This window comes from Photobacterium ganghwense (assembly GCF_017329545.1).
GTDB classification, from domain to species: Bacteria; Pseudomonadota; Gammaproteobacteria; order Enterobacterales; family Vibrionaceae; genus Photobacterium; species Photobacterium ganghwense.
Genome location: NZ_CP071325.1, coordinates 1,396,988 through 1,418,030, shown reverse-complemented (window position 1 = coordinate 1,418,030; position 21,043 = coordinate 1,396,988). Strand labels below are relative to the sequence as shown.

Sequence of the window (21,043 nt, the reverse complement as noted above, 5' to 3'; positions counted from 1 at the left end):
TTGGCAGAGCAAGCCTCTCGACATGTATTTAGTGGCAGAAGTAGTGGCTGATTTCCATGTAACGCTTTCTGATGTGTTCGATCAGCAACTTAATCTTTTGCGACGGCTGGCGGGTATACGGATAGACAGCGTAAATACCCAGCCGCTTGCCCACCTGTTCGGGAAAAAGGTCAATCAGCTGCCCGCCCATGATGTCGTGGTAGACCAGGCAACGCGGCACATACGCGATCCCGTACCCTCCCAGAGCGGCTTTTCGTAATGCACCGGCATTATCCGTTGAGAAACTGCCGCTGACATGGAGCATATAGTTACCCTGTTCACCAATGAATTCCCACTCCGATGCGCCTGTCATCTGGTAAGCATACTGTAAGCAGTTATGCCGGATGAGATCCTGCGGCCGCTCCGGACGACCATTCCGGGTAACATAAGATGGCGCGGCACAAATTACCCATTGGGAGTCAAGCAGGTGGCGAGCGATCAGGCTCGAGTCTTCAAGATACCCGGTCCGGATCACCAGATCGAAACCATCTTCAATCAGATCGACAAAGCGATTATCCAGCGACATATCGACGGTAATTCCGGGGTGTAATGTACAAAATTCCGCCACTGCATCTGCTAAAACCAGGTCGCCGGAGATCGTGGGTACAGACATCTTGACATGACCGCTGACTTTTTCGCCATATCCGCTCACGGCATCAAGCGCTTCCATCGTGGCTTGCTTCACATTTTTCGCACCCTGATACAGTACCTTCCCGGCCTCGCTGACCGTGAGTTTACGGGTGGTCCGAAACAGCAGTTGTACCCCGAGATCTTCCTCAAGCCGGGCGATTCGCTTGCTAACCACTGAATTTGTAAGGGAATTTAACTCTGCCACTTTACTGAAGGACCCATGTTCCACTACCTGGGCAAACAGGATCAGGTCGTCTGTCTTAGCCATCATTTATCCATTTTTGGAAGAAATCTTTTTCATTATTTCCCTATATCAAATAAAAGGAAAGATTTAATGTCACAGCCGGTTAACAATTATGAAAATAAGCATAACAACCACTGACTACGTGCAAAAAAACAACAATCCGAAGGATTAGAGAGCATGAATGATACCCTACTCGCTTTAATCGCCTTTTCACCCATCGCCGTTGCGGCGGTGTTACTGGTTGGCCTGAACTGGCCTGCCAAGAAAGCCATGCCAGTGGCTTTCCTGATGACCGTTGTCATCGCACTGTTCTGCTGGGACATGTCCCTGAACCGCGTATTGGCTTCTTCCCTGCAGGGACTGACCATTACCGTGTCTGTTCTGTGGATCGTCTTCGGCGCGATTTTCCTGCTGAACACACTCAAACACACCGGAGCTATCACCACGATTCGCAACGGGTTTACCGACATTTCCAGTGACCGCCGCATTCAGGCCATTATCATTGCCTGGTGTTTCGGCTCATTCATTGAAGGTGCATCCGGATTTGGTACGCCTGCTGCTATTGCCGCCCCCCTTCTGGTTGCAATCGGTTTTCCGGCATTGGCAGCGGTCCTGATGGGCATGATGATCCAGTCTACCCCGGTGTCATTCGGTGCCGTGGGCACCCCGATTCTGGTGGGTGTCAGCAAGGGCCTGGATACACACAATATCGGAGAGACGCTGGCGCAAAACGGTGCCAGCTGGGATATCTACCTGCAGCAAATCACCACTAACGTTGCTCTGATTCACGCCACTGTCGGCACGCTGATGCCGGTACTCATGGCGATGATGCTGACCCGCTTTTTCGGTAAAAACAAAAGCTGGACAGAAGGTCTGGATATTCTGCCGTTCGCGTTGTTTGCCGGAGTCGCCTTTACCGTGCCTTATGCCCTGACCGGTATGCTGCTTGGCCCTGAGTTTCCGTCTCTGATTGGGGGATTAATTGGTCTGGCGATTGTAGTCACTGCAGCGAAGAAAGGCTTTCTGGTTCCAAAAAGTCAGTGGGACTTTGAATCAGAAGACAAGTGGCCTGCTGAATGGTTGGGATCACTGAAGGTTGAGCTGAAAGAGACCAAAACGCCGATGAGCCTGACTATGGCCTGGGCACCGTATGTGCTGCTGGCAGTGGTACTGGTTGCCAGCCGCGTCAGTACTGAGTTCAAAGCCGTGCTACAAGGTATCAGCCTGTCTTTCAACAACATCCTGGGTGAAACCGGGGTAAGCGCTGCGATTCAGCCACTGTACCTGCCGGGGGGCATTCTGGTGTTCGTCGCTATCGTTGCCGCGCTGGTGCAATCCCGTCAGGTCAAACCGCTGGGCGAAGCGTTCGGTGAGTCAAGCAAGACCCTGATTGGTGCCGGCTTCGTGCTGATTTTCACCATCCCAATGGTACGTATTTTCATCAACTCCGGTGTCAATGCTGCGGATCTGGCGAGTATGCCGGTCACAACCGCGCACTTTGCCTCTAACATGGTTGGCGACTTTTTCCCGGCACTGAGTGCCACCATCGGTGCGCTGGGTGCGTTCATTGCGGGTTCGAACACAGTATCCAATATGATGTTCAGCCAGTTCCAGTTTGAAGTCGCGCAGGCGCTGACGGTATCAAGTGCCGGTATTGTGGCCCTTCAGGCTGTCGGGGCGGCCGCCGGTAACATGATTGCGATTCACAACGTTGTTGCCGCCTCCGCCACAGTGGGTCTGCTGGGTCGCGAAGGTGCCACCTTACGTAAAACCGTTATCCCAACGTTTTACTACCTCGTGGTGACGGGCGTCATCGGCCTCACCATCATCTACGGCATGCAATTAACCGATGCCCTGATGAAATAACGCCTCTACGTGAAGGGCCGGCAATCTAAGCTGGCCCTGAGCCATTGAGGTGCCCCGTATCGCAATCTGAAACAATAACAATGAAGAGACGGATTGCGAATCGTATGATAATAAAATGTAATTATTCAACAGTGTCTCATTCTTGCCGATGAGCGCTGATTGAGGAAATACCATGAGCAAAAATTACGCATTATTGGAAGCCCAACTCTCCACATTCATCGAACGCGAACGCATCGTTACCGAAGAAGCCAAACGGCTAGCCTACGGTACAGATGCCAGTTTTTATCGCTTGATTCCGCAAATTGTCGTCCGGTTGAAAAACCTGGACGAAGTCATTTTTACCATCAAGGCCTGTCGCGAGCATGACATCCCGTTTACCTTCCGCGCGGCAGGAACCAGCCTTTCCGGTCAGGCCGTCTCTGACTCGGTGCTGATCACCCTGACCGATGACTGGCGCGGCCACGACATTCTGGCTGACGGCGAGAAAATTCGCTTGCAACCGGGCGTTATCGGCGCGGATGCCAACCGCTACCTGGCTCCGTTTCAGCGGAAAATCGGTCCGGATCCGGCATCCATCAACACCTGTAAAATCGGTGGTATTGCCGCGAACAACGCCAGCGGCATGTGCTGTGGTACAGCGCAGAACTCATACAAAACTGTAGACAGCATGAAGATTGTCTTCACGGACGGTACCATCCTGGATACGGCCAGCGAAGACAGTATTCAGGCCTTCAGACAACAGCGACCGGATATCATTGAGGGCGTTGAGAAGCTGGTGGATGCAACCCGTAACAATCCCGAACTGGCCGAGCGAATCCGCCATAAATACCGCCTGAAAAACACCACAGGTTACGCCCTGAATGCACTGGTGGATTATTCTGATCCGATCGAAGTCATTGAGCACCTGATGATCGGCTCTGAGGGAACGTTGGGCTTTATCGCTGACATTACCTACAACACTGTGATTGAGCATCCGCATAAAGCGTCTGCCCTGTTGGTATTCGACAACATTGAAGCCGCCAGCCAGGCGGTGTCGGTGCTGGCGAAAACACCGGTTTCTGCCGTCGAAATGATGGATGGCCGCGCGTTGCGCTCCGTAGCGGATAAACCGGGAATGCCGGACTACATCCGCGAGCTGGATCTCGAAGCCGCAGCCCTGCTGGTTGAATCTCGCGCCGGTTGTCAGCATTCGCTGGATGAGCAATGCCAGACAATTATGGCTTCACTGGCGGATTTTACGATTATCCATTCCACCGCCTTTACTACCGATGCCGCCACCGTAGCCACCCTGTGGGCTATTCGTAAAGGCATGTTCCCGGCCGTTGGTGCCGTGCGTGAAACCGGAACGACCGTCATCATCGAAGATGTGGCTTTTCCGGTTGATCATCTGGCAAACGGTGTCCGCGAGCTGCAACAGCTATTTGATCAGTTCCAGTACAATGAAGCCATCATTTTTGGCCATGCGCTGGAAGGCAACCTGCACTTTGTTTTCACTCAGGGCTTTGAGCGCCAGTCTGAAGTTGAACGTTACGGTCAGTTCATGGACGCGGTGGCAGAGTTAGTCGCGGTTAAATATCAGGGTTCCCTGAAAGCAGAGCACGGTACCGGTCGCAACATGGCACCTTATGTTGAGCTGGAATGGGGCAAAGACGGCTACGCGCTGATGAAACAGATTAAATCGCTGTTCGACCCGCAAGGCTTGCTCAACCCGGGCGTGATCATCAATGAAGATAAACACGCACACATCAGCAACCTCAAACCCATGCCGGCTGCCGATGAGTTGGTCGACCGCTGTATTGAGTGTGGATTCTGTGAGCCGGTTTGCCCATCGCGGACTCTGACCTTGTCTCCTCGCCAGCGTATTGTCTTATACCGCGAGCTGCAGCACCGTGAGCGTGAATATCTGGCGGGTAATGGCCGCAAGCCGCCAGTCGATGAACTGCGCAAAGTGTTTGAATATCAGGGCTTGGACACCTGTGCCGCCACCGGCCTGTGTGCCGAACGTTGTCCGGTGGGTATTAACACAGGCGATCTGGTGAAAAAGCTGCGCACTGAAAAATACCAGCGCTTTACGCCAATTGCCCGCTGGACAGCCGACCATTTCTCAGCAACAACCAAAATGGTGACAGCAGGTCTGAAGGCCAATCAGGTTGCGCAGAAAGTGTTTGGTGAAGGCGCCGTCAGTGGCATGACCAACGGATTACGCAAACTGACTGGCGGCAGTACCCCACAATGGATTCCGGAAATGCCAACGGCAAACCGCCACCGCTTTGAAACGGAAGCCGCGAAGACTCACAAGCACACCGGAAATGCCACGAAAAAAGTGGTGTACGTGCCCTCTTGCGCCACCCGAACCATGGGGCAACAGCAAGATGCTCAAGATCAGCGCCCACTCACCGAGGTCACACTCTCCGTGCTGCGCAAGGCTGGTTACGAAGTAATTATCCCGAAATCCATCAGTGAGCAATGCTGCGGCATGCCGTATGACAGCAAAGGGATGAATGAGCTGGCAACACAGAAAGTGACTGCCCTTGAGCAAGTGATCTGGGATGCCAGTGAACAAGGTGAGTTACCAGTGCTGATGGACACCAGCCCATGCGCTAAGCGGAGTATTGAAAACTTTACTCGCCCTTTGAACGTATACGAACCCGCAGGATTTACCGCGGAGTTCCTGCTGCCACACCTGACGCTGACCCCGGTGCAAGAGACCGTAATGCTGCACGTAACCTGTAGCTCTCGGCGTATGGGTCTGGAAAACCAGATGCTGAAACTTGCCCAATCATGTGCCACTGATGTGGTTCTGCCAGAGCACATTCAGTGTTGTGGCTGGGCTGGTGACAAGGGCTTCACTACGCCGGAACTGAATCAGGCTGCTGTCAGCCCGCTGAAAAAGCAGGTGCCTGAACATTGTAGCCGCGGATTCAGCAACAGCCGCACCTGTGAAATCGGCTTGTCGCACCATAGCGGCATCCCTTACCAGTCTATCCTGTATCTAGTCGATGAGGCAGCTAGCTAAGCCATAACAGAAGCCACCGCAACACTCGATTAAACCGCCCTTTTATGGGCGGTTTTTATGTCAGACTTTTTTATCAGGCATTTGACTTACAAAACCTAGATGTTGATGATTTTGTTTTGACGGACAAACGTTGGAATTTCAAGCGGTTCTTTTGTACCAACGAATGACGCGTCATAGCTTTGCTCTGCAGTTTCACTTTGATCGACAACGGCTTTAAGCTCCTCAAAACTGACACCAAAAAAGCGAGAGGCCCTCATTAATCCATTGATATATTGCTTTTTCTCTGCCTTTTTAATCCCTTCAAAATCTGACATCAGATTGTACTGATTAATCTCATCTTTTAGGTACGATAAAAATTCAGACTTTTCCATTTCTCCCCTCATTTTATGATATCCCGACTCACCTGAAGCACTCACACAACCCCAATTGAAACCCTAATACTGGGTTATTCTAATACCACGTAAGAGATATGCCTCAGAACTGCCTGTGTATATAAAATTTAACCGTGATTAAACCCGTTAGTGACTCAATTCAATCGCGACTAGAATAAATCAGCAATATGTTTGATGTTTTGTATCGTATTATCGGTCTGAACTAACGTTTCATAATAGTTCTGTTTATCTCTTAAAGTCGCCAATCGATTATTCAGTTGTAAACGGTGAGACGAAGATATCGAATCTACCGCCAACTCCTCATTGATACCGGCTATCTCACGGACGACTTTATGCAGCTCAAGCTCTAACTCATACCGGCTGACATCGCTTTTAACTCGCTTCAGCTCTGCTTTAGCCGATTTTAGACCTGTTGTGAACGTCTGTCTTTCATCGGCAGGCGTCGATTCATCATCCAGCTTTGATTTGTAATAACTCACATTGTCTTCAATTGAGCGTAAGTAAGCACTAGCCTTTGCCAGGTTATAATAAGGCATGTAACCCGCTAAAAATTCGTTCGCTAACTCGGCTGGGCAGACATTTTCATATTCTTTATTTGCTTGACCAACGAGAATGCCATTATTGTATGAGCAATAAGATTTCAGGCCATCACTTCGACCATTGTTATAACGCTGAGCATCAACCGCTACACCATATTCAGCACAATCTTTACTGTAAGTAGCAGATTGATTTTTCTTGCCTTCCTGACCGTCAGCTAAACCAATCTGATACCAGTCCCCCAGCTGACATTCTTCTTCACTGAGTGAAGCACACCCGGATAGACTCAGCAACGCAACGCTGGTAAGCAATAAATGGAATTTATTCACTATTTTAAATTTCCTTATAAAACCCTGAATGACGCTCCCCGATACAAAGTAACAAAATAATGGTTATTGATATCGAAAATTCAGAGAAACAGAGCCAATAGTAAATCACTTAAAGCGCATACAATAAAGGACTCAATATAACAGCAGGAAAAAATATCTGAAAGGAATTGGGGGTAAATGAGGTAAACACAATACATAGAGCATAAGCCGCTCTATGTATTGTCTATAAGCAGTAAAACTACGGCTTACTTATAGAACGCTTCCACTTCGCCTTTCAGCGTAACAAGCATTGGGTTACCGTAACGGTCTTTTGCTTTCGGTGAAGGGATTTTTACCCAGCCTTCACTGATGCAATATTCTTCAACATCACTACGCTCTTTACCGTTAAAGAGAATGCCAATGTGGTGCTCGAAGCATTCAGCCACGAAGTGTGGACTGCGAGGATTACCCGACAGACGATCCGGCAAAGCTGGTTTTGCGTTGTTTTCGCTCATTTTTTAACCTAGAAAGCTAGAATAGATATGTGATTTGTCATTTTAGTCAATGCGAGCCATACGCTCAACAACCTTAAGCAAAGTGAGTAGTACTTTTCACTCCTGCCGCTAGCCAATGGCACTTCGCCAACGTTGGTTAACCAACGCTAACCAACCAATGGCAAAGAACCTAGGACAGGTGACTATACTCGTCTCTGGCTTATCGCGCAAAGCAAACCAAAACCCACTAACTACACCATGCCTGTACCGCTTCTAAACCGCCTTTGTAACAAATAAGTCACCTAGACGTTTTTGTTATTGCCCTGGGTTTGTTCGGAAAACAAGCTGCAATAGCCAGAGCGATATCCTAGCCCCTAGCCCCTTAAACACAAACCCCAACCTTTGACTGAAAGTGTTTTGTTATAAGTTCACCAACGTTTGGCGTAATTTATCAACTGACTGCACGCCAAGTTCACTGCATACCCATCCAAACTGATCATCTTTGAATCTAGGAAATATATGCAAATGGTAGTGAGATAAGTCATTGAAGAATCCATTATTCTGGATAAATGAGATTCCATCAGGCTGGAAAGCAATTTCAATTCGTCGATAAAGATCTTTAGCCACTCGATTTATTTCTAAGGCAATGTCTTCTGGTAAATCAATAAATGTTTCATACGCAACAACCGGACAAATGAGGATATGCCCAAAGTTTATAGGATCATGATCAGCAAATGCGATGACATGTTCAGATTCATACACTATGGCTGCATCAATTTCGCGAGATACAATTTGTTCAACAATAGTCATGACTTTCCTTGTTCGACTTTATATAGATTACACCAGCAGACAGGTGTTCTTTGCTAAATCAGACAAAATTTACTAGAGAATTTGAAGTCACTATCGCCTTCCCATGCCTCATCAATAAAATGTGACAAACGCTTCTTTGTTCGCAATAAAACATAGCGCACGGCTTAGATAGAGTATCGCCAAACCGCCTAACACATCTCATGATGTCATCATGCAATCCAACCAGATGGCTCATCTGTGCCTGCTAAAACAAAGAGCCATCCATTATCTGATTGGATAGCTTGTTATACGGTAATTTTCTGCAGCCCAAACTCACGAGCAAAACCACCAACCATCACCTTGATAATATCCTGCTCGTTCGACTCGACGGACGCTGTAATTCTTGAAACACAACCCATTGCCCGACCTTGCTCAAAAGTAAAACTATTCGAACGCTCGCCATCATAAAAGTGCTTGGTTAGATAGCATGCCAATGCTCCACTCGCACTCCCCGTTGCTGACTCTTCCGGGATACCAAACAAAGGAGCAAAATTTCGACAACTTGCCGTCAGCCCGCTGTCTTTTTCGCACAATTCAAAAGCATGAACACTAACAAAACCATGTTGTTTACAAAATTCACTGAGTAAATGTTCATTCACTTGGATGTTATCTAGATACCCATGTGGCACAGGAACAACAATATCAGGTAAACCGGTTGAAATAACCTCAATAGGTAACTGAGTAGACTCTAAAACTGTCGAGTCAATTCCAATTAACTTTGATATCACCTCGCAACCAAACACTGCAAGGTATTCAGGTAACTTCTGCTCCATCACTATATGTCCAGTAGACTCTATGGTTACCGCAAGTAAACCGGCCTTAGTCCTTTGAACATATCGCCCTTCAGTCACCATTCCTTTCTGATACATTATTGAAAATGCGGCTAACGTCGCGTGACCACAGAAATCAACTTCACCTGTAACAGTAAAAAAAGACAACTCAAAGTCGACTTCGTCATCTTGAGACACAAATGCCGTTTCAGAATAGCCAACTGCTTGCGCTATTTTTAATTTTTCTTCATCAGACAGATTCTCTGCGTGCAACACAACACCTGCCGGGTTTCCTCCGGTTCCATTGGCAGTAAAGGAATTAACCAAAAAAGCTTCAACTTTCATTAAACGTAAATTCTCCATAAAACGGGTAAAGTCCACAGTCCCTCTTGAGGCGCTTGCTATGTTTTTATTTCAGCACTCCCTTAAGGTAATCCACAATAATTGTACCTAGCTTTTCTTGGAACTCTTCGCGATTGAAACCGTTAGGATCCTCTGCAATGAGACCAAGTTCTGATTTGAGAAAATCAGGGAATGATGTCAAAAATGAGTAATGACCAGCATTAGATACCATTATGCTGATAAGTTTCTGTTTATTGGAAAGACCTTTTTCAATCACATCAGCATTATACGGCTCTGTCACCTCTTTATCATTCTCTGCCTTCAGCAATAAAACTGGAATGTCGACATCATTTAGAGAACCTTCCGTAGAAAACAATATCCCCACTGGAGCCATTATGATTATGGCCTTAATTCTTGGATCTTTTGTACTTTTTATAACCGTTTTCATCATAGAGCCATCACGCACAGGCGTACAGTATGGATCAGTGAGCAAAGGGTTATTCTTGCATATTTCAATCAGGCTACTAGTGTCTCCAACACCTCCTGCTGCTGCGATAGCGGCATACCCTCCGACAGAGTGTCCCAATACCGCTATTTTATCCGAATCAATGTAAGTATTTAGCCCTGATGTATTAAGAAGCTTGTCAATTGCTAAAGTTATATGCTTAGGACGGTTAGTATAATTAGTGACAGAACCTTCTAATGTATTATCCATATAATTGTTCTGAGGATGCAGCGGCATACCAACAATGAAGCCACTCTTTGCCAATGAGATAGCAATATCCTTGTAGGATAAATTGCTCCCACCGGAACCATGGGACACTATGACTAACGGATATTTGCCCTTTAGAATCTCTCCTTCCACAGCCACATTGAGTTTAAATGGACCTAACTCAACCACTTTTGGCTCAGAACTAGTTGGATAAAATACAACCATCGGAAAACCATTATTTTCAATAGATGAAGGCACATTCGCGTAATCAAAACCGACTTCATACGCATTAGAAAAAGGAGAAATAATTATTAACAGCACAACAAACAAGCGAAAAACAAATCTCATTTTTTCCTAGACTTCCTTATTAAGATAAAAACATAACGAATGACATGGACTCCCCCTCATCAGGCTCTGCCACACTGGGTAAGTCTGACGACTGTCCTTGGAGGTCACCATGTCACTATCAATTTATGGCATTGATTTAGCCAAACATTCGTTCAGTATCCACGGCGAAGATGAGCAAGGCAAGGTACTGATCCATAAAACAATAACTCGCTCAAAAGTCCTTTCGACCTTTGCCAATATCCCGCCAGCCATTGTCGCTCTGGCAGCCAAAAAAGCTCGGATAATATGGTCGCGACTCAGTAACGGCACCGAATACCAACCCATATAAAACCAAACTGTTTTCTAAAGGAATAAATAGCTTCACCGGGTCATGGCAATAGCCAATGATGATGTAAGGTTCAGACCTTTTGCGGGAAAACCTGATAATGCGGCGGATACTTAGATGCCTTCTAACGAATGAGGACCCGCAACCGCGTAGTGTCATCAGGGTCATGGCGTTGAACGCCAGTAAACAGACCGAATGTAGAGCGGCAGTCCCAAATCTTGCATTACCTGACGCTGTTGTTGACAACCAGGGGAGTCCATGTAGCCGCGTTAAGGTGTGAGGCACGCAATACCGATGCCGCCGTATACAACCTTAACCATTGAAACCAACGCATAGTAAAAAATGCTACGCGTGCCGAATCACACTTGCACCATTTGTTAGCAATCTGTCCCAAACACTTTTGTACAAGTTTGATTTACTAATTTCTCAACATATGGTTCAAACTGTTTTTCATCAGAAAACTCAACAAGCTCCGCGAGAACAAACGTAGAAACTAAAACCGTTAGCTGCAACAAGAACCTAACTTCTTGATCATCTATAGTAGGAGTTATAAACCCATCTTTAGAAATATGTCTGAAAGTAAGTTCTGACCCACCATGTGTAAAGTCATGCACAAAAGGCTTTAGCATTTCCCATAGTTTGCTAAAGAGCATGCTGTCTTCATATTGCTCCTCTACTAGCTCAATATTCTTTCCTACCGCATTCCATTTATTTTTGTAAATCGCATTATTCGCTTGCTCTTTGTTTGCACATTTTCGGAGCCAAACTGCCCTAAAAGTGTTTTCTAAAGTTGGTCTAACCAAAGAGAATGCAGAAGCAAAGTTTTTCTTTTCTACAAGGGTTTGCACCGCATCACAATGACTTATAGAAACAAAAAACATTGCACTTATAAATTCATTGTAACCTTGCCTTTTAACTGAAATCTGCTCAGCTAATTCCCAAACAATATTCAAATGCTCTCTAGTATCAAACACTAATTTCATAATTACAGAACCTAATTTTTCGGGGATTGCTAACGCCCGCTTAAGTGGTGAGCAACGCAATACGGTGCTCCCGCACACCACCTTAATCACTAAAATCAACGCATAGTAAAAATGCCACGCGTTGCGAATCCCTCTTAAACAGTTTGTATGGATAATAAGCTTGTCATTTGGGTAATGTGAGACCCAAGCTTAACTGCAACTAAAGCTTCTTATGCGGTAGTTCGTTTAAACGCTGGCTCCTCTGTCGAGAGACCGATAACAAACATGAACGCCGCATAGGACTCCAAGCATCAACCTCGAATAGTCGACTGGGTCTCGAACCCGCATTTCGCAAGCAAGAGTTAGCTTATTATGAACACAAGCACACATCAAAACATTCATGTAGGTGTTGATACAGGTAAGTCACAACTAGACATTTTTATTCGCCCAATTGATATCTTTTTTACTGTTAACAACGACGAGAAAGGTATCAAAGAGGCCATCAAAACAATCAAACAACATGTCCCACAGCGTGTTGTTGTCGAAGCAACTGGACGTCTAAATAGCTGATCCTAATTGTGAGTCATCTTTGCTATCCCATGCCCTGAGCCCGGATAAGGTGATACCGTTTCCATAAAGTGCTTTACCTGCATCAACAGCTGATACATGTATTTGCATTGATGGTTGCGTGTGATGGTCTCATGCAGGGCATGCCATAGCCTTTCAATCACATTGACCCAAGGGCAATAGACAGGTTGAAATAACAAAACGAATTTGAGGTTATTTGCCAGCCAAGCATTGGTTTTTCGGCTCTTGTGAATGACATAGTTGTCGAGCACCAAGATGATTTTCTTCGCCCTCCTATAATGCCGTTTGAGCTTCTCCAACATGGCGATAAATAGGTTGGAATCTTTCTTGGTGCCAGAAACGTAAATAACTTTACCCGTTTTGGCATGCAGAGCACCTGCGAGATAGTGCTTTTCGTTCTTCCCTGGCGTGACCACTTTTTTCTGTTGACCTTTCAGCGTCCAGTCCGCGCCAATTTTGGGGTTTAAATCGATGTCGACTTCATCTTCATAAAAGACAGGATTCTCGGGGTTACATTGATCTAAAGCCTGTGCGATTGCCGCTAATTTCTCTGCTTTTTCAGGGTCTTTAATTCGCAATGTTGGTGCGGCTCTTCGCCAGACAACCCCCATTTTAGGTAACCAACGTCTGACCGTAGAAGCAGCGACACAAGATTTGAAAACTTCGTTGAGTTGAAAAGCGAGTAGCTCTGTACTCCATCGGCTTCGTTGAAACCCAAAGTCTTGCGGCGAAGCATGGATCAGTATGAGTAGAACAGCACACATTTGCTCAACGGGCAATGAGTTAGGTCTGCCTGAAGGCTGCGATTTAAGTGCATCGATTCCTCCGTCTGTGTACCAGTTTATCCATCGACCAATGGAAGAACGTGCAGCACCCGTAGCGTCACTGACAGCAACAATCGTTTTCCCTTGAGCTAAGAGCAACATCGCCATTAGTCGCCGAGCAAACCCTTTATCGGGAGTGCGTTGAATCGCTTTGTGGATACGTCGTCTTTCTGCTCGGTCGATCGGTGCTATGATGGCCATCACTCAGTCCTTTTTGTGGGTTTTTTCTGTTTGGCGATAGATCAGATCGCGCAAACTGGACTGAGTTTCTCTTACCTTTGAGATCTACAATTAGGAACAACTATTTAGAAATGCCGTTCATCATTGCTTGTTCAGAAGCAAAACTTCCCTTTGTTATTGCCAACCCCATACATATAAAACGGTTCGCCGGAGCCATTGGTCAACGAGCTAAAACAGACAAATTAGATGCTAGACTCATTGCTCACTATAGCGAGGCCATTCAACCTAATCTGACCCAACTGAAACCTGAAAATATGCGTTTAATGAGTGATTTAGTCGCTCGCCGTCATCAACTGCTGGCCATGCAAACCATGGAGAAAAACCGATTACAATCACTACCAAAACATCTGGCTGGCACCATCAAACCCGTGCTCACGACCTTTAAAAATCAGATAGAAAAAACTGAGCAAAAAATCCTATCTCTCATTGAATCATGCCCCGAGTATCAAAACAAAAATCGTCTTCTGCAGAGCGTTCCCGGCATCGGAAAAGTCGCAGCTGCATCCATCATTAGCAACGTTCCTGAGCTTGGGCTTATTACCAACAAACAAGCCGCAGCATTCATTGGTGTTGCCCCCATCAATCGAGAAAGTGGACGCTATAAAGGCAAGCGAGTCATTCAGGGGGGACGAGTACAAGTACGCACCGTGCTCTACATGGCTATGATGTCTGCGATGCAGTGTAACCCTGTTTTTAAAGATACTTACCAGCGACTTTTAGATGCAGGGAAACCGAAAAAAGTCGCCATTATTGCGTGTGTCAGGAAGATGGTTGTGCTCTTAAATTCGATGCTTCGAGATGGCGTCATGTGGAACGAAAACATAGCCAGAAATTAGCTATTGACGCCATAGTCGTTTGTTAAGTGCCTTTTCCCACGGACTCTGCCCAATCAGTTAAAGATACTATATATGCAAATTCACCTTCTGGCTCTTCGTTGGTAATATGTGATAAATACTGTTTTATATGTTTCTTATCCGAACTAGTGAACTTAAAACCAAGGATATTATTCACGTCAGAACATATTTTAATACTACCTTCACTGCCATCGGCTTTAGTGAAAGTTTTGGTAATCGGTTTCGAGGGCATATACTGAAGACCTTCAAAATAGACACCACCTTTAGGCCCTAAGCGCAAACTCACAAGATACGCATCATCAGGCAGTTCTAGCCAGTCTTCAAAGTAGTTTGAAGTACCAGAAACTTCGTTGGACTCTTCGGAAATTTGTTCAAAGGCTATATCTGCTTCTTGACTAGCGTACTCTCGATATACTGCAAAATATATATCTCGATCAAAAATCACTTCTTGATGCTCTAGAGCCGCATCAATGATCGATAGTTTACGATGAGACAATGGTCTGTTCTTACGACGTTTTTTCCAATTGTCGAATTGCATAGGTAGGTCATCAGTTGTGACTGTCGGAGATTTTCCCCACTGATCCACAAACCAAGCTTTAGTATTGTTCACTGTTTCGTTATTACTAAACTTAACTCCCAACTCTGTCCATGCTGTTTGCTCAGCCCCCTCGAGAGATAAGCCATTCGCAGATAGATTTGCAGAACCGACAATTGCAGTTGTACCTTGCAAAACAACCTTTGCATGAAGTCGGGCATTTGTCTTTATCTGAACGTTAGGTAGCTTAAGTAGTTTTTCAACCAAATATGGATTACAAGCACCGCTTTCAAAATTACATAGCAATCGAATTTTTTGACAACTACTACTTTCAAACAGTGATAAGACGTCATAGCCTAAGAATGCTACCGCAATATCAAGTTCTAAACTATTTTCAAATAACTTAGATAATTCAGAAAAATAGTTTTCAGATGTTAGTAGTTTCATATTACTCCTTGAGGCACTTAACGAATGACATGGACTCCCCCTCCTTAGACTTTGCCACACTTGATAAGTCTGACTACTGTCCTTGGAGGTCACCATGTCACTATCAATTTATGGCATTGATTTAGCCAAACATTCGTTCAGTATCCACAGCGAAGATGATCAAGGCAAGGCACTGATCCATAAAACAATAGCTCGGTCTAAAGTCCTTTCGACCTTTGCCAATATCCCGCCAGCCATTGTCGGGATGGAAACCTGTGGTGCCTCTCACTATTGGGCTCGAGAGCTCACTAAACTTGGGCATACCGTTAGGATAATGGCGTCAAAATATGTGGCGCCTTTCAGGACGGGTGCCAAAAATGACCTCAACGATGCCGTCGCTATCTGCGTGGCTGTCTCACCCGTCCTTCAACGTGCTTCGTTAAAATCAAATCACCTGACCAGCAAGCTATTTTGCTGCTACATCGAGCCCGTGATAACTGGGTTCATGAGCGAACCGCCTTACTTAACCAACTACGAGCAATGCTGGCCGAGTTTGGTATTATCGCCCCAAAGGGTCGTCATGCTATACAAAAAGCCATTCCCGAAGCACTTGAAGATGCTGAAAACCAACTGCCCGACTTAGCAAGAGCTCTCCTCTCCGATAGTGACGAGCACTTACTCAATATCAATCAGCGAATCGCTGACCAAGAACGCTGCTTTGATATCTAGTTTCACGTAGCCATAATGCACAGAAAATCATGAAAGTGGCTGACATTGGCCCTATTACCGCCACTGCCGTCATAGCAAGCATCGGTAACGGTGAGCAGTTCGACAAAGGGCGCGACTTTGCTGCTTGGCTCGGGTTAGTGCCGTCACAATATTCAACTGGAGGGAAGCCCCGGCTTGGCCGAATAACCAAAAAGGCGATAAGTACCTCAGGACATTATTGGTTCATGGTGCCAGAGCTGTTATCTCCGCCATCGGTAACAAGACTGACCGCTTGAGTTTATGGTGTAAAAACTTGGTCGAACGGCGAGGCTTCAAGCGGGCCATTGTGGCACTGGCCGCCAAAAATGCTCGGATAATATGGTCGCTACTCAGTAATGACACCGAATACCAACCAATATAAAGCCAAACTGATTTCTAAAGGAGTAAAAAGCTTCACCGGGTCCTGGCAATAGCCAATGATGATGTAAGGTTCAGACCTTTTGCGGGAAGACCTGATAATGCGGCGGGCACTTAGATGCCTTCTAACGAATGAGGAACCGCAACCGCGTAGTGTCATCAGGGTCATGGCATCAAAAGCCAATAAACAGACCGAATGTAGAGCGGCAGTCCCAGCTTTATAATATATACAGCAGTTGTTAACGACCGGGGGAGTTTATGTACCTGCACAATAAAGTGCACCCCACTGAGCCAACCAGCACACAGAACTTCATACCCAAATTACCGAGTGTAACGCGTCAACCTTGATTGCTTTTTTCACCGGTTGTCACTTGGCATCATCGATAAATACCCACTCATCATTACTTTGCTTAACAAGTATTAAATTGAAACCCTCAAATTTAGTCTCTGCTGTAGGATTTTCAACTGGGTATTTTTTTGCGTGAATACCCGCATACCGCAACCCCATTTTCTCAACAGTGGGTTTAAACTTTGGCCAAATTAGTTCGGCTTTCTTTCTTAATTCTGTTGGTTCTAGGCTATCAGAACGATAGTTGAGTATGAGAACCCAAGCTTCTGTTTCCGTAGCGTATATCTTAGCTAAGCCCTCAAGTTGTATTACCTCACCTGTGAATAATTTTAGAGGCTTTGTTTTCTCTCTAAAACCAAGGCTCATTACTTCGCTTTTTGTACCCGCATAACCGTGAAGCGAGCCGCTTATCAATATTAAAAAAACTAACTTCTTTATTAACTTTTTCATTTATTTCCTTTATCGTTTAGCGAATGACACGCCCCCCTCATCAGGATTTTCCACACTTGGAAAGTCTAATCACCAAATCACTGGAGGCCACCATGCCACCATCTGTCTATGGCGCTGATTTTGACAAATATTGTTTCAGTATCCACGAAGAAGATACACAATACAATGTGTTGACCCACCAGACGATATCACGCTCTTAAGCTCTCTCGAACTTTGCCAATATTCCACTATGCATCGTTATAATGGCAGTGTCGTGATAATAATTTTGATTTAATATTTTTGTTATAAAAAAGCTCTCATGTGAAATGGATATTGGAAACAAAACAGCCAGCCCAGGCTAGCGATGCCCATGCTGGCTGTTTTAATTTAGGCTTTATAGTGTACAGATATAGCCTTAGGCGGTGACTTCTTTGATTTCAGCCTTGAGTTCACGTTTAAGGATTTTACCCGTTGCACTCATTGGAAGTTGTTTCCGAATTTCGACAAAACGCGGATATTTGAACGCGGCAAACTGCGCTTTACCCCAGGCTTGCAACTCGTCGGCTTCAATTTCCTGCCCTTCTTTGAGCACCACATACGCCTTAATTTCTTCGCCGTATTCCTCATTCGGAATCCCGATTACTGCAACCATGGCTACCGATGGATGTGTCATAAAGACTTCTTCAATCTCACGTGGATATACATTAAAGCCGCCACGGATGATCATATCTTTCACCCGATCTACGATGTACATGTTGCCAGACTCATCGAACCGGCCAATATCACCGGTGTAGAACCAACCATTTCGAATTGCCGCTTCCGTCGCGTCCGGGCGATCCAGATAGCCTTTCATGATGTTATGGCCACGGACAATAATTTCTCCTTCCTCACCGATTGGGAGTGTTTTGCCTCCAACATCGACGACTCGCACTTCTACCCCCTGAACTGGCTGGCCGACAGAACCGGGAATACGCTCGCAGTCTAAGTGATTAAAGCATGCAATCGGGCTGGTTTCAGATAAACCATAACCTTCCAGAATAGGGACGTTAAAGCGTGATTCAAACGTACGAATCACTTCCGTCGGTAATGATGCGCCACCACTTACTGCGATACGCAGGGAAGAAACATCATAGTTAAGCTGAGCATGAATCAGGCCGATATACATCGTCGGCACACCCGCGAAAATGTTCACCTTGTGTTTTTCAATCAATTCCAGCACGTGGTTTGGCTCAAAGCGCGGAACCAGCACTAGTTTCGCCCCACTCAGCACTCCGGCATTTAAGTGAACGGTCTGACCAAAAGTATGGAATAGAGGCAAGGTAATGAGGTGTACTTCACTGCCCTGAATCGCCATGATATTCTGCGCCACCATCGCGTTCATCACGATGTTATTTTGTGTCAGCTCCGCACCTTTTGGCAGCCCTGTTGTGCCTGAGGTATATAGGATAACGCAGGTATCATCAGCTTCACGCTGCACATAGTCTTCCAGTGATTCGACATCATGAATGAAACTGTTAAGTGTCGGTTGCCCTTCAAACTTTTGCTGCGTCTGATCCAGTGTCATGACAATCATGCTCTCACAACTGTCTACCGCACCAAAGGCAGCAATCCCTTCACGAGCCATAGGCAGATCCGGCGTGCCTTCAAAACAGAAGTAAAATTTAGCTTTGGAGTCTTCGAGGTGATATTTAATTTCGCGTGATTTCAGTAACACATTTAGTGGCACGGCCACAGCACCGGCCTTCTGAATACCGTAATACACTAAAGGGAAGAAAGGCAGATTAGGACAACTCAGAGCAACCCGATCTCCTGCCTGAATACCATTTTGAATCAATGCATGGGCAATTTTTCCTGCAATCGCATCAAACTGCGCATATGTAATTTCCGTTTCTCCGCACACCAGAGCAACCTGGTTGGGTTTACAAGCAGCATTCCTTTGTAGCGCAGCAGCAAGATTCATCATATGGGTTCACCTTTTGTTTTCTTCACGTGTCGGAGACAGGATTAATACATTTGTTTTAAATTGATGTTTTATCCTAATTACCCATATCAGCCTTACAGATGTCAACTAAAGGAAGCTACGATGTTAAGAAATTGTGATCAACACAAAAATCATTTGGCAAAAAGCCCAATATAAAGCATGTGAAATGCCGCCAGTTTGGCATCAAAGAAACTAATAAAACGCAGATTCACAGAATTATCACACGATCTATTACTCAAGAATGTAAACGTAACGACATTCTCATCGGAATGATTTCGCTATCATTTCTTTGCGAACAGCTCTGTTTATATGCATGGCACCGTTTAAAACACATGCTTTTTGAACCTATCGTCAATGAAATCGATTTACAAAATGGTGGGAGGGTAATCTCAGTCAATGTCGTGGATGTTCAGATTAACAGACAGCACCGCCTGACTAATACGTATGCGCACGAGAATATGCGAAAAGGTGCGAGTGCGCGGACTGACACGCATGCTTGCAAAGACAGCTATCTGAAAATGAAAGCTGTCTGAAAAAGAAAGCTGTTTGAAAAAGAACGTTGTCTAAAAAAGAAAGCTTTCTGCGACGCTTCTGATTACAGGCATACTTATCGATCTACATGAATTCCAGTTCAATCCCCGCCACCCGCTTAATTCCGGCATTGCTATTTAGTCAGAATTTCTTCACTGTCTTCGGGCGGCTTGCTAGAGACAAAAACCGGCATGTTGCCAATGGCCCCAATCATAGGTTGCACTTGTCGGCGACCTTTGAGCCGCTGTACGGCATCCAGTTCAGCGAGCGACTGAGTATAACCATCATGACTAATAAAGTAGTCGCCAAAAACTGTTTTGTTTTCGACGTAAGCCGACGGCGTCACATGAATGTATTCGCCAATCAGGCTTTTTTTCACCACCGCGCCTTTTTCAACTTTGCAGTTTGCGCCAATCACAGCAGGCCCTTCAATAATTGCGCCCGGCTTAATGTCACAGCCGCTACTGATGATCACCGGGGGCGTGATATTGCAGTCTGCCGGATTGAAAACGGTATTAATGCCCACCCAAATGCCCGGCTTTATCTGAGTGCCGGGAATCGGATAACCCGGAACCTTGCCATTCAGAATATCGCTGGTGACCGTCCAGATATCACTGATATTGCCAACATCCAGCCATTGGAAATTCATGCTGGTCGCAAAGAAATTGATGCCGCTTTCAACCAGTTTCGGGAATAACTGACCGCCAATATCATACACTTCACCAGGCGGGATAAAGTCGAAGATAGCCGGTTCAAAAATATAAATGCCGGTATTAATCTGATTCGAGAGGGCGTCTTCGACTGCCGGTTTTTCCTGGAAACTGATAACCTTGCCGTATTGGTTCGTCACCACGACCCCGTATTTCGACACCTCTTCCGGCTCGACCTCCCGGGTAATAATCGTGGCGATACCACCGGATTCTTTATGGCGACGCATTGCTTCGGTCAGATCAAGATCGATCCAGGCATCACCACAGACCACCACAAAGGTTTCGTCGAAAAATCCGGAAAAGTCCTGAATTTTGCGCATCCCGCCTGCAGATCCCAATGCTTTACTGACGAATTTGCCGTCTTTAAATTCCCCTTCATAGGAATATGACAGCTGCACTTTGAAATGATGGCCATCACCAAAATAATTTTCGATGACCTCTGCAAGATGGCTGGTATTGATGACGATCTTGTCGATACCATGAGTAGCAAACAGTTGAATCATGGACTCCATGACCGGCTTGCCAAGAATGGGAATCATAGGTTTTGGAATGGTATGTGTAATAGGTCTGACACGGGTTCCCTGTCCTGCCGCAAGAATCATTCCCTTCATGCTTTA

16 protein-coding genes and 3 pseudogenes are annotated in these 21,043 nt (G+C 45.9%); 6 read left to right on the top strand and 13 right to left on the bottom strand.

All coding sequences use genetic code 11. The annotated features are described in order from the left end of the window. Positions 1–28: 28 nt before the first annotated feature. Positions 29–937 (bottom strand): LysR family transcriptional regulator, encoded by a 909-nt coding sequence (locus tag FH974_RS06700; protein ID WP_047883545.1) that lies wholly within the window; start codon positions 935–937, stop codon positions 29–31. Positions 938–1,090: 153 nt separating this feature from the next. Between FH974_RS06700 and FH974_RS06695 the strand changes: the two genes are divergently transcribed. Together FH974_RS06695 and FH974_RS06690 are read left to right on the top strand one after the other, a co-directional pair. Then, the gene (locus FH974_RS06695; RefSeq protein ID WP_047883544.1) at positions 1,091–2,779 is read left to right on the top strand and encodes an L-lactate permease; all 1,689 of its coding nucleotides are present in this window, start codon (positions 1,091–1,093) and stop codon (positions 2,777–2,779) included. A 172-nt stretch (positions 2,780–2,951) separates the two neighbouring features. Next, on the top strand, positions 2,952–5,795 hold the full coding sequence (locus FH974_RS06690) for an FAD-binding and (Fe-S)-binding domain-containing protein (protein WP_207103595.1): 2,844 nt from the start codon (positions 2,952–2,954) through the stop codon (positions 5,793–5,795). Positions 5,796–5,890: 95 nt separating this feature from the next. Here the strand turns inward: FH974_RS06690 and FH974_RS06685 are convergent, their stop codons facing one another. The 6 genes from FH974_RS06685 to FH974_RS06660 form a co-directional block, all read right to left on the bottom strand. Beyond that, positions 5,891–6,166: a hypothetical protein gene (locus FH974_RS06685; protein WP_207103594.1), complete on the bottom strand. Its 276-nt coding sequence runs from the start codon at positions 6,164–6,166 to the stop codon at positions 5,891–5,893. Positions 6,167–6,336: 170 nt separating this feature from the next. Further along, positions 6,337–7,053, bottom strand: a complete 717-nt coding sequence (locus FH974_RS06680) for a DUF2799 domain-containing protein (RefSeq protein WP_207103593.1) — start codon at positions 7,051–7,053, stop codon at positions 6,337–6,339. Positions 7,054–7,298: 245 nt separating this feature from the next. After that, complete coding sequence (locus tag FH974_RS06675; protein ID WP_047883541.1) at positions 7,299–7,547, bottom strand: DUF3297 family protein; 249 nt, start codon at positions 7,545–7,547, stop codon at positions 7,299–7,301. A 399-nt stretch (positions 7,548–7,946) separates the two neighbouring features. Beyond that, on the bottom strand, positions 7,947–8,336 hold the full coding sequence (locus tag FH974_RS06670; protein ID WP_047883540.1) for an HIT family protein: 390 nt from the start codon (positions 8,334–8,336) through the stop codon (positions 7,947–7,949). A gap of 284 nt (positions 8,337–8,620) precedes the next feature. Further along, positions 8,621–9,508: a PhzF family phenazine biosynthesis protein gene (locus tag FH974_RS06665; RefSeq protein WP_422894361.1), complete on the bottom strand. Its 888-nt coding sequence runs from the start codon at positions 9,506–9,508 to the stop codon at positions 8,621–8,623. Positions 9,509–9,554: 46 nt separating this feature from the next. After that, positions 9,555–10,547, bottom strand: a complete 993-nt coding sequence (locus FH974_RS06660; RefSeq protein ID WP_207103592.1) for an alpha/beta hydrolase family protein — start codon at positions 10,545–10,547, stop codon at positions 9,555–9,557. Positions 10,548–10,656: 109 nt separating this feature from the next. Here FH974_RS06660 and FH974_RS06655 point away from each other — a divergent pair, with 109 nt between their 5' ends. After that, entirely contained in the window at positions 10,657–10,875 is a 219-nt protein-coding gene (locus FH974_RS06655) for a hypothetical protein (RefSeq protein WP_207103591.1), read from the top strand. Positions 10,876–11,249: 374 nt separating this feature from the next. On the opposite strand, the gene FH974_RS06645 is transcribed toward FH974_RS06655, so the two are convergent. Beyond that, positions 11,250–11,855: a DUF6988 family protein gene (locus FH974_RS06645; protein ID WP_207103590.1), complete on the bottom strand. Its 606-nt coding sequence runs from the start codon at positions 11,853–11,855 to the stop codon at positions 11,250–11,252. Positions 11,856–12,206: 351 nt separating this feature from the next. Here FH974_RS06645 and FH974_RS06635 point away from each other — a divergent pair. Next, positions 12,207–12,395: pseudogene (locus FH974_RS06635) on the top strand (IS110 family transposase); the annotation flags it as partial. Positions 12,396–12,406: 11 nt separating this feature from the next. Here the strand turns inward: FH974_RS06635 and FH974_RS06630 are convergent. After that, positions 12,407–13,447 carry an IS630 family transposase gene (locus FH974_RS06630; RefSeq protein ID WP_207103589.1) on the bottom strand — a complete coding sequence of 347 codons (1,041 nt, stop codon included), beginning with the start codon at positions 13,445–13,447 and terminating at the stop codon, positions 12,407–12,409. A gap of 104 nt (positions 13,448–13,551) precedes the next feature. On the opposite strand from FH974_RS06630, the pseudogene FH974_RS06625 reads away from it, so the two are divergent. After that, positions 13,552–14,322: pseudogene (locus FH974_RS06625) on the top strand (IS110 family RNA-guided transposase); the annotation flags it as partial. 22 nt (positions 14,323–14,344) lie between these two features. Here the strand turns inward: FH974_RS06625 and FH974_RS06620 are convergent. Further along, the gene (locus tag FH974_RS06620) at positions 14,345–15,322 is read right to left on the bottom strand and encodes a phospholipase D family protein (protein ID WP_207103588.1); all 978 of its coding nucleotides are present in this window, start codon (positions 15,320–15,322) and stop codon (positions 14,345–14,347) included. A gap of 94 nt (positions 15,323–15,416) precedes the next feature. On the opposite strand from FH974_RS06620, the pseudogene FH974_RS06615 reads away from it, so the two are divergent. Then, a pseudogene (locus FH974_RS06615) lies at positions 15,417–16,430 on the top strand (IS110 family RNA-guided transposase). 363 nt (positions 16,431–16,793) lie between these two features. On the opposite strand, the gene FH974_RS06610 reads toward FH974_RS06615, so the two are convergent. The 3 genes from FH974_RS06610 to FH974_RS06600 form a co-directional block, all read right to left on the bottom strand. After that, the gene (locus FH974_RS06610; protein ID WP_207103587.1) at positions 16,794–17,225 is read right to left on the bottom strand and encodes a hypothetical protein; all 432 of its coding nucleotides are present in this window, start codon (positions 17,223–17,225) and stop codon (positions 16,794–16,796) included. Positions 17,226–17,619: 394 nt separating this feature from the next. Then, the gene (locus FH974_RS06605; RefSeq protein ID WP_207103586.1) at positions 17,620–19,167 is read right to left on the bottom strand and encodes a long-chain-fatty-acid--CoA ligase; all 1,548 of its coding nucleotides are present in this window, start codon (positions 19,165–19,167) and stop codon (positions 17,620–17,622) included. Positions 19,168–19,849: 682 nt separating this feature from the next. Then, complete coding sequence (locus tag FH974_RS06600; RefSeq protein WP_207103585.1) at positions 19,850–21,037, bottom strand: nucleotidyltransferase family protein; 1,188 nt, start codon at positions 21,035–21,037, stop codon at positions 19,850–19,852. Positions 21,038–21,043 lie beyond the last annotated feature (6 nt).